At 42.0% G+C, this 9,065-nt stretch carries 9 protein-coding genes and 2 pseudogenes; 8 read left to right on the top strand and 3 right to left on the bottom strand.

Annotation, left to right across the window (positions count from 1 at the left end):
- The first annotated feature begins 439 nt into the window (after positions 1-439).
- The 4 genes from IM456_RS13015 (at position 440) to ccmS (ending at position 3,429) form a co-directional block, all read left to right on the top strand.
- Positions 440-1,000, top strand: coding sequence for a 5-formyltetrahydrofolate cyclo-ligase (locus tag IM456_RS13015; RefSeq protein ID WP_149986650.1), 561 nt, complete (start codon positions 440-442; stop codon positions 998-1,000).
- 244 nt (positions 1,001-1,244) lie between these two features.
- Positions 1,245-1,562 carry a slr1957 family protein gene (locus tag IM456_RS13010; protein ID WP_002762345.1) on the top strand — a complete coding sequence of 106 codons (318 nt, stop codon included), beginning with the start codon at positions 1,245-1,247 and terminating at the stop codon, positions 1,560-1,562.
- Positions 1,563-1,813: 251 nt separating this feature from the next.
- The gene (locus tag IM456_RS13005; RefSeq protein ID WP_061430636.1) at positions 1,814-2,827 is read left to right on the top strand and encodes an aldo/keto reductase; all 1,014 of its coding nucleotides are present in this window, start codon (positions 1,814-1,816) and stop codon (positions 2,825-2,827) included.
- A 161-nt stretch (positions 2,828-2,988) separates the two neighbouring features.
- Complete coding sequence (gene ccmS / locus IM456_RS13000; RefSeq protein WP_149986657.1) at positions 2,989-3,429, top strand: beta-carboxysome assembly chaperone CcmS; 441 nt, start codon at positions 2,989-2,991, stop codon at positions 3,427-3,429.
- On the opposite strand, the gene nagA is transcribed toward ccmS, so the two are convergent.
- Positions 3,385-4,536, bottom strand: a complete 1,152-nt coding sequence (gene nagA / locus IM456_RS12995; protein ID WP_149986649.1) for an N-acetylglucosamine-6-phosphate deacetylase — start codon at positions 4,534-4,536, stop codon at positions 3,385-3,387. The genes ccmS and nagA overlap by 45 nt on opposite strands.
- Before the next feature lie 492 nt (positions 4,537-5,028).
- On the opposite strand from nagA, the gene IM456_RS12990 reads away from it, so the two are divergent.
- The 4 genes and pseudogenes from IM456_RS12990 to IM456_RS12975 all read left to right on the top strand — a co-directional run.
- Positions 5,029-5,823: a metallophosphoesterase family protein gene (locus IM456_RS12990; protein WP_149986648.1), complete on the top strand. Its 795-nt coding sequence runs from the start codon at positions 5,029-5,031 to the stop codon at positions 5,821-5,823.
- A 78-nt stretch (positions 5,824-5,901) separates the two neighbouring features.
- The gene (locus tag IM456_RS12985) at positions 5,902-6,720 is read left to right on the top strand and encodes a SirB1 family protein (RefSeq protein ID WP_149986647.1); all 819 of its coding nucleotides are present in this window, start codon (positions 5,902-5,904) and stop codon (positions 6,718-6,720) included.
- A 154-nt stretch (positions 6,721-6,874) separates the two neighbouring features.
- Positions 6,875-7,096: pseudogene (locus tag IM456_RS12980) on the top strand (VOC family protein); the annotation flags it as partial.
- A gap of 126 nt (positions 7,097-7,222) precedes the next feature.
- Positions 7,223-7,465 (top strand): annotated as a pseudogene (locus tag IM456_RS12975) (VOC family protein); the annotation flags it as partial.
- Here IM456_RS12975 and IM456_RS12970 read toward each other — a convergent pair.
- Both IM456_RS12970 and fabZ read right to left on the bottom strand, forming a co-directional pair.
- On the bottom strand, positions 7,462-8,229 hold the full coding sequence (locus tag IM456_RS12970) for a TspO-related membrane protein (protein WP_149986646.1): 768 nt from the start codon (positions 8,227-8,229) through the stop codon (positions 7,462-7,464). The pseudogene IM456_RS12975 and the gene IM456_RS12970 sit on opposite strands and share 4 nt — an antisense overlap.
- Positions 8,230-8,232: 3 nt before the next feature.
- Positions 8,233-8,712, bottom strand: a complete 480-nt coding sequence (gene fabZ / locus IM456_RS12965; protein ID WP_012268022.1) for a 3-hydroxyacyl-ACP dehydratase FabZ — start codon at positions 8,710-8,712, stop codon at positions 8,233-8,235.
- Positions 8,713-9,065: the final 353 nt, after the last annotated feature.

The raw sequence follows: 9,065 nt of genomic DNA, 5'->3' as shown, positions 1-9,065 counted from the left end.
TTCTTGGGCTGCCCATTTCTCCATTTTTTTGCTTACCTCCACCTTGATTCCTTCTTTCAAAACTATACCTATCAATCGTTTCCCCTTTTTTTAAGTTTCTTCTCTTTTTGTTAAGAAAGATCTGACTAATGGATAGCTTATTAAGGGGGGATTAAGGAGGGATCGACACCCCCCTTATTAAGGGGGGATTAAGGAGGGATCGACACCCCCCTTATTAAGGGGGGATTAAGGGGGGATCCATACCCCCCTTATTAAGGGGGGATTAAGGGGGGATCCATACCCCCCTTATTAAGGGGGGATTAAGGAGGGATCGACACCCCCCTTATTAAGGGGGGATTAAGGAGGGATCGACACCCCCCTTATTAAGGGGGGATTAAGGGGGGATCCATCTTCAATTTAATTATAACCAGCTACTTACTCTCCTATTTATCTTTATTTTATGGATTCTGCTACCAAAAAAGCCCAATTACGCAAACAACTAATTACCCAAAGACGAGCGCTTCCTAAGCATATTTGGCAAGAAAATAGTCAGCAACTTTGCAAAAATTTACAATCTTTACCCCTCTTTCAGCACGCTAAAACCATTCTCGCTTACTTCAGTTATCGTCAAGAGCCAGATTTAAGTTCCTTATTTTGCCAACACCATCGCTGGGGTTTTCCCCGTTGTGACGGAGATAGCCTGACTTGGCACTGTTGGACTGCCGACGATCCCCTAGAATTAAATCGTTATGGCATCTACGAACCAACAGCGATCGCACCTCTCATTTTACCTGCCGAAGTGGACTTACTGTTAATTCCCGCCGTCGCTTGCGATCGCAAAGGTTATCGTTTAGGTTACGGGGGGGGTTATTTTGATCGTCTCCTACATTCCCCCGAATGGCAAGCTATCCCCTCGATCGGGATTGTCTTTGACTTTGCCTATCTCGATACCCTTCCCCTCGATACTTGGGACCAAAAATTACAGGCAATCTGTACCGAATCGAGAACCGAAATTTTTTAACAATTATTTCCTTTTGTGCGATCGGTTTAACTTATATAGGAGCGATCGATCTTTGTGTCCTTTGTGTCTTTGTGGTTCGTTCTGGTCGTTCGCTGGCACTGTATCTTAGAATACACTTTACCCACCGACTACTCATATATTAAGTTTTATTGAATCCGATCGACCCTTAAGATAGCTTTGCTAGGATGAAATTCACATCAGGAGATGTTTATAGTAATCACCGGAAAAAGTCAACAGGGAAGCAATGAAACACTTTCACGAACCATGGATTCAAGAATGGTGTCAAGAAAACGGCTGGACAGAGCTATTTCTCGAACGCTACAGTAATTATTGGGCATTCCCTCCCAATGCCGTGATGCCAGAACCAATTCCCACCAAAGTGTTACAAAACATTAAGCGCCAAAAAGGTCTATCCCCTGCCGAAAAACTTTGGTTAGGAGTGGCGATCGGATTGACTCTGACAGCTTTAATTCTCTGTATCACCCTCGCTTGTCCCATGCCTATAGTTCTCGCTTTCGCTTTTGATGCTGTCACCGCAGCGCGATTGGAAGTGGAATATTAAACCAGCAAAAATTGAGCAGCAGAAACCCAAAAAGGGGGAGATTTTTGCGAAAGTCTTCCCCTTTGCCGCTTTTTTCCGGACAGGGATGATCGATCTGTCTTGAATCAGTAATCGGTGATCAGTGGTCAGTAGGAGAATAGAATATTAAGTGAGCAGTATTCAATGGCAGTTTTCTGCTGTCTTTTCACTGATTACTGTTTACTGTTTACTGGACGGCTACGCCGTGCCTTTGGCAACACTGAAAAGTCCCCATGTCCGAATCTCGTCGCTTACAGTTTACCCCCGATCTGGAAATTTGTCGTATTTTGAACGGAATGTGGCAAGTTTCAGGAGCCCATGGTTCGATCGCACCCCAAAAAGCGATCCCTAGTATGTTCTCCTATCTAGATGCCGGTTTCACCACTTGGGATCTGGCCGATCATTACGGTCCGGCCGAAGATTTTATCGGTGAATTTCGTCGTCAATTAGTCGCCCAAAGGGGCATTGATGCTTTAAATAATCTGCAAGCTTTCACTAAATGGGTTCCCCGTCCGGGTAAAATGACTAAGGAAATAGTCGCAAAGAATATCGCTATTTCCCTGCGTCGTATGGATGTGGATAGTCTCGATTTATTGCAGTTTCACTGGTGGGATTATCGCGATAAAAATTATCTAGATGCCTTATATTTTTTAGGAGAATTACAACAGGAAGGCAAGATTAAACACCTGGCCTTGACTAATTTCGACACGGAACATTTAAAAATTATTCTCAGCACCGGGATTAAAATAGTCTCCAATCAAGTCCAGTTTTCTCTAATCGATCGCCGTCCCCTCGTCAAAATGGCACAATTTTGCCAAGAACATAACATCTATCTACTCGCCTATGGTACTCTAGCAGGAGGCTTATTAGGGGCAAAATATCTCGGTCATCCTGAACCCAATCCCATGAGTCTCAATACCGCTAGTTTACGGAAATATAAAAACATGATCAATGCTTGGGGAAACTGGCAATTATTCCAAGAATTATTAACCGTTCTTAAAGCGATCGCTGATTCCTATCACGTCACCATTCCTAATGTGGCAGTGCGTTACGTTCTCGAACAAAAGGCCGTAGCCGGGGCAATTATCGGGGTGCGTTTGGGTGTTGCTGAACATATCCAAGAAAATGCCCGTATTTTCGATTTTCAATTATCCCCCCAAGACTATCAAAAAATTGATCATGTCTTGCAAAAATCCCAGGATTTATTGCAGTTAATCGGTGATTGCGGTGATGAATACCGTCGTTAAGTAGGTAGGTGTTAAAAATTGTCAGCTTTCCCCCCTTATTAAGGGGGGACTAAGGGGGGATCGGCACCCCCCTTATCAAGGGGGGCAGGGGGGATCGGCACACCCCTTATCAAGGACTGATAACTGATTACTGATAACTGATAACTGAAAAGAGGCTAATGATGAGATTTGAACAACCAATCCCCGATGATCCCGCTAATCAATGGCGCTATCAATTAGATCAATTCGTGCAAGAAAATCAACAGGAATTAGCCGGTTTAATGTGGGGTTTACTCTCGGAATGGGGAGAAGATTCTCAAGAAACCCTGGGCATCGATCTTAAACCTCAGCCCCATTTTGTCTGTTGTTCTAGGGAGGCTCTAGAGAAATTAAATCGCCAGGTTAATCGCAAAATTCAAGAGATGCTTGGGATTATTTACCGCTATAATCCCAGGGAAGAAGTGGCTATAGTTGCTATTGGTGATGGTCAGGTAAAATTGATTTATTTTCAACCCGATCTTTCCCCTCCTGAATGTTTTGATCGCCTCGAAGTGGATCTCGATACCCTCATTCAACAGTTAGAGTCCAAAATGCTGGCGGAAATCCAATCTTTCCCAATTTGATGCCGATTGCCAGCGCAAAAAGTTGGCAGGTTGTCCCACCGATAAACCCGCTAATCCGATCGCTTTTCTGGGGGATTCTGTCCCTAGAAGAATCGCCGTTTCTAAATTACATATTCCCCAGTTAACTAAATTGGCTACTCCCTGTAATAAGGGTAAGGTTGTCCCCGCTAAAGTACCGTCAAAAAGTCTTGCTGTTCCCTGTTTAACTTCAATTTCTCTCTCATCCCAGGGATAGACACCATCTTCTAAACCGATCGGCGCTAAAGCATCACTAACTAAGAAAATTCCTCGATGATAATTACTGGCTTTTAGTAATAATTCTATCATGGTTGGATGGATGTGTTGACCATCGGCAATTAACCCACAATAGACATCGCGATTGATAATTGCTTCCCCTAATAACCCCGGTTGACGATGGTGTAAAGGAGGCATGGCATTAAAGGCATGAGTAACCATTTTTGCCCCCTGTAAAAAGGCTTTTTTGGCTATTTCTTGACTCGCTTGCGAATGTCCTAAACTGACGGTAATCCCTCGATCGCTTAAGTATTTAATCACCGTACCGCTACTATCTAATTCTGGGGCTAGGGTGATAATTTTTACGATCGATAAGTAGTCCCCAAAGATTTTATCTACTGTTTCTATACTTGGGTTTAAAAGATATTGGGCTGGATGCGCCCCCCTTTTTTCATAGTTTAAAAATGGTCCCTCTAAATGTACTCCTAAAACCTGCGCGCTCGCTCGATTTTCCTGTTTCTGTTTCTCGATATATTTGGCAATTACTGAGAGGGATTTTTGAAATTTCTCCACAGACGTGGTTACTAAGGTGGGCAGATAACCATCAATTCCTTGATTCTCAAGATAATCGCTAATCTTATCTAACTTTTCTAGATCTGTTATTTCTAAGTCGGGAAATGCTAATCCTAACCCTCCGTTGATCTGTAAATCTACTCCTCCCAACGATAGCCAATCCCCTTCCATATCGATAATCTTTTCCCCTCTTGTCTTTCCCCCCATCTCCCTTATCCTCTCAATCTTTCCAGCAGCATTTATCTCTATTTGTTGTCGATCCTGATGGGCGGGAATTCTAGCGTTAATTAGGGTTATCATAGAAGCAGAAAACTAATTTTTTTTATTATAATCTCAAAAAAAAACTTTTTTTTTGATAATGCTTGACAAGTGGGCATTTTTTTGAGATACTTTTTTATATAATGGGAATCTTTGCGTTTAATGATGCACACTTACATCCGATTATATAAAAACTCATCATAAAAAAATAATACCATAACCTGTCCGCTCCCTGCCCAGAGATTGCAAAAATACTTTACAAAACAATTAAGTAGGGAGGCACAATTATTTGTAGGATGGGTTAGCGGTAGCGTAACATGAGCGGGAGTTGGGTTTCATGCTTCAACCCAACCTACGTTCATCTTATATTTAATTCCACCCACCTACTTACAGCCTTTCTCCCGCAGTTCCGGCGTTCCCCAAAACCAGTGACTGTCAGAGGGAAAGCTTTGTCCTATAATAAAATTAAGACCTTATAAAAACTGCTTTTTTAGCGATAAAAGAGTAGCAATCTCAGCAATTAGAGAGGGGTGTGTGTTTTTTAAAAAAATAGGGAAACAGACTCAAGAACCGCGTCGTATTATTATCGGAGATGTGCATGGCAGTTTTCAGACACTTTTGCGACTATTAAACCGAGTTGCTCCCGATAGTGAGGATGAGGTTTATTTTCTGGGGGATTTAATCGATCGAGGACAGCAGAGCTTGGAAGTGGTGGATTTTGTCATCAAAAATAACTACCAATGTCTCCTAGGAAATCATGAATATATGCTCTTAAAAGCTCTGGCAGGAAAAGAAGTTTCTGAAAAATGGTTTAACGGCTGGATCGAGAGTGGCGGGGCGGCGACACTACTAAGTTATAATAACAATATACCCGCCGAGCATATTAATTGGTTTCAATCCCTACCCGCTTATTTAGACCTAGGAGATATTTGGTTAGTTCATGCGGGAGTACAACCAGAATATCCCCTTGAACAGCAAACAAACGAGCAGTTTTGTTGGATTAGAAACGAATTTCATACCATGACCCAACCCTATTTCAAGGATAAACTAATTATCACAGGTCATACTTTAACCTTTACCTTTCCCGATGTCAAACCGGGACAACTAGCTCGCGGCAGCGGTTGGCTAGACATTGAAACTGGGGTTTATCATCCTCAAAGTGGTTGGTTAACTGCTTTAGATTGGACAAATCAATTAGTTTATCAAGTGCAGTCTCAAAATAAAAATTGTCGCACGATCCCTTTAGAAAAAGCCGTGGTTAATCTAGATATTGACAAGATTTCTCGTTACTCCTCCAGGGAAAGCTCATCTAAATTTCTGAATATTTAATGGTGATCAGAAAAGAGAAGCGATAAAATCGGAAGGATCGGTTAAAATAGTTGATAATCTGATTAATAGCCTTTTCTAATGACCCTTGCACTCTTATACCAAGCCTTCATCGAAACAATTCAACATCCTGACCCTGAGATAAATCTAGCTCGGGCAGCCCTACAAATAGCCAATTTTGAATATCCGCACCTCAATATTGATCACTATTTAAATAGAATAAATTTAATGGCTGAGGAGGTAAAAAAACGTTTACCCGATAGATTATATCCTTTAAAAATAGTCAAGATTATCAATCAATATTTGTTTGAAGATTTACAATTTAATGGTAATACCCAAGAATACTATGACCCCCGCAATAGCTACTTAAATGATGTAATCGATCGCCGCACAGGTATTCCGCTCACTCTCTCGATTATCTATTTAGAGATTGCCAAACAGATCGATTTTCCCATGGTAGGAATTGGTATGCCGGGCCATTTTATTATCCGTCCCGATTTCGAGGAAGTGGAAATTTTTGTCGATCCCTTTCACGGTGGTGAAATCTTATTTAAACAGGACTGTCAAGAAAGATTAAGTCAGGTTTATCAACAGCCAGTTAAATTAGAAGAACATTTTCTCAATATTGCTACCAATCAGCAAATTTTGTTACGTTTGTTGACTAATTTAAAATATATTTACCTGAATCGTCAACAATGGTCTCAGACAATTCGGACAATAGATCTGCTACTTTTGCTCATTCCTAATCATCCCTTAGAGCTGCGCGATCGAGGTTTAGTTTACTATCAAATTGGACAATTCAGCCAAGCGCAACAGGATTTAGGCTTCTATCTTGCTCTCCTACCCAACGCCCAAGATGCGGAATCAATTCGGCAATTATTGCAAAAAATTAACTCTTAAGTCATCAGCCTGATCAGTTATCAGTGATCAGTTAACGGTATTAAATGAGGAGTATTAAATGACATTAATAGTGCTATCTTTTCACTGATTACTGATTACTGATTACTGATTACTGAAAAATCCCCCAACCTTTTACTGATAACTGATAACTAAGATGACTATTAGCCCTTCCGTAACCGCAAAAAAACTCAAAATCGGTCAACTGCGAAAAGTCCATCATATCGCTTTCAACGTCAAAGATATGGATGCCTCTCGTCATTTTTATGGGGAAATATTAGGCTTAGAGGAATTAAAGGGGGAAAAAATTCCCACCACCTTAAAAGAATTAGTTGCCCAGGGAAAAGTGGCCAATTTTATCACCCCCGATGGTACAGTAAGCTGTTAAGCATTTAAATTGCTTGTTGAGACGAGGCAAGAGGCAAGAGGCAAGAGGCAACAGTAAAGGGATTGGGGGAGATTCGGCTAATCTTAAGAATAAGTGCTTTAAATGCGTCTTAGCTTAATTGACCTATTTGGGGAACCAGATTTAAACCCTCCCGACGACAATCCCGAAATCGCTTTTACCCGTGCCAACTATTTAGCCTTCGATATTGCCCCCGAAGGCTTCGATTTTGCCCTAGAAGTGCTACAAAGTCAGGGAATTACTATTGCTAGTGGACCCGTGACCCGTCCGACTGGCAGGGGGGTTTACTTCTACGATCCCGATGGCTTTATCGTCGAAATTCGCTGTGATCCCGCATTTTAACGACTCAGAGGACGAAAACTGCGACTAAAAACCAGAAAAGTTAGGATAATCGCTAATATAATCGCCGTTATCGCAATTAGAGGCAGAGAAATCTGTTTAACAGCGATCGCCAAAAAAGCCCAGATAAACACACCGATAAAAGCCCGATCTTTTCGGTTTAAACCGACTAAAATTGCGATTATCGCCCCGATAACCAGAATTATTACCGTCCAGATCTGGTCAGTTAGACCCCATGGCTGCCAGTCGATCCAATCTAGCACCGAAGCGACGTTGACAATCGTGGCTAGGGTAATCCAAGCGAAATAGATACTAATAGGAGCATTAACCAATAAACCCTGTTTACGATTGACAATAAAGCGATTAATTTCTAAGCGGAGATAAAGCCGGATGAGAGAAATTAAAATGCCTAGCATTGCCAGTAAAGACAGGGCAAAAAAACGGGATTGAAAGAGAATTACCCAGAGAATCTGACAAGCACTAGCGATGGCTAATTCGTAGCCTAACCGACGCAAACGCGGTTCAGTTTTATTGAAAGCCAAAGCTTGGTAAATTCCCAGACTAATTAAACCCAGATAGATTAATCCCCAGATAGCAAAAGCATAATTAGCGGGAATAATTAAGACATCTTGAAAAACTGTATTCGAGATAGCCCCGATATTTTCGCCGTTGAGAGGGAAAATATTAGCGAAAATATTGGTGATAAAAGCCCCTAGAATAGCAAATAAATTTAGTTCTTGTCGGAGACGATCTCGATCAAAATTCATAGGTCAATCAAAGATGGAAAACATCATTTCGCCCTGAGCGGCCAATTGCCCATCGACTCTTGCTTCCCCTTGCATTTTAGCAATTTTATTCATCTTGAAGGATAATAATTCCACCGTCATGATCAATTGATCCCCCGGCACCACAGGACGACGAAAACGGGTTTTATCAATGCCAGCGAAGGCAAAAAATTTACCTTTCATCCCGGGTAATTGGGTCAAAATCACTCCCCCCACTTGGGCCATGGATTCAACAATTAACACCCCCGGCATCAAGGGACGATTGGGAATATGACCGGGGAAAAAAGGCTCGTTGATCGTGACATTTTTTAGGCCAACGGCCTTTTGACCGGGTACATAGTCAATAATACGATCAACTAGGGCAAAGGGATAACGATGGGGCAGTAGTTGGCGAATTTCCTCGACGGTAAAGGTAGTTTTTATGACTGGTTCCAACTCGGTTAAGGCTTCGGTAACGATGGTCATGCAAGTCAAAAATTACAAGTGAGATCAGATATTATCTCATAATCAGTTATCAGTTATCAGTGATCACTGATCAGATGAACGTAGGTTGGGTTGAAGCATGAAACCCAACGCCCGCTCATGTTACGCTACCGCTAATCCATCCTACAAATAATTGTGCCTCCCTACTTAGGGTCTGCTGAAAAAGTTTATTGGTGGGGTTAGGAGTCAGGAGTCGGTCGTCGGTCGTCAGTCGGGGAAGTCAGAATAACAGAATGACCTCGCACGTCTGGAAGCGGAACCCTTCGAGATCGAAGAGCGAAAGTGCAAGGGTTTTGAGTCCCTCGGATCGATTTCTCAACGTTTGTTTCTGGCAC

The sequence above is a fragment of the Microcystis sp. M079S1 genome (assembly GCF_020246425.1).
GTDB lineage: Bacteria > Cyanobacteriota > Cyanobacteriia > Cyanobacteriales > Microcystaceae > Microcystis > Microcystis aeruginosa.
The sequence above is the reverse complement of the archived record's forward strand: the minus strand, read 5'-3'. Positions and strand labels throughout refer to the sequence as shown.

Excerpts from the sequence above, each read along its gene's own strand:
- IM456_RS13015 (WP_149986650.1), top strand. The coding sequence starts at position 440 with ATGGATTCTGCTACCAAAAAAGCCCAATTACGCAAACAACTAATTACC.
- IM456_RS13010 (WP_002762345.1), top strand. The coding sequence starts at position 1,245 with ATGAAACACTTTCACGAACCATGGATTCAAGAATGGTGTCAAGAAAAC.
- IM456_RS13005 (WP_061430636.1), top strand. The coding sequence starts at position 1,814 with ATGTCCGAATCTCGTCGCTTACAGTTTACCCCCGATCTGGAAATTTGT.
- ccmS (WP_149986657.1), top strand. The coding sequence starts at position 2,989 with ATGAGATTTGAACAACCAATCCCCGATGATCCCGCTAATCAATGGCGC.
- nagA (WP_149986649.1), bottom strand. The coding sequence starts at position 4,536 with ATGATAACCCTAATTAACGCTAGAATTCCCGCCCATCAGGATCGACAA.
- IM456_RS12985 (WP_149986647.1), top strand. The coding sequence starts at position 5,902 with ATGACCCTTGCACTCTTATACCAAGCCTTCATCGAAACAATTCAACAT.
- IM456_RS12970 (WP_149986646.1), bottom strand. The coding sequence starts at position 8,229 with ATGAATTTTGATCGAGATCGTCTCCGACAAGAACTAAATTTATTTGCT.
- fabZ (WP_012268022.1), bottom strand. The coding sequence starts at position 8,712 with ATGACCATCGTTACCGAAGCCTTAACCGAGTTGGAACCAGTCATAAAA.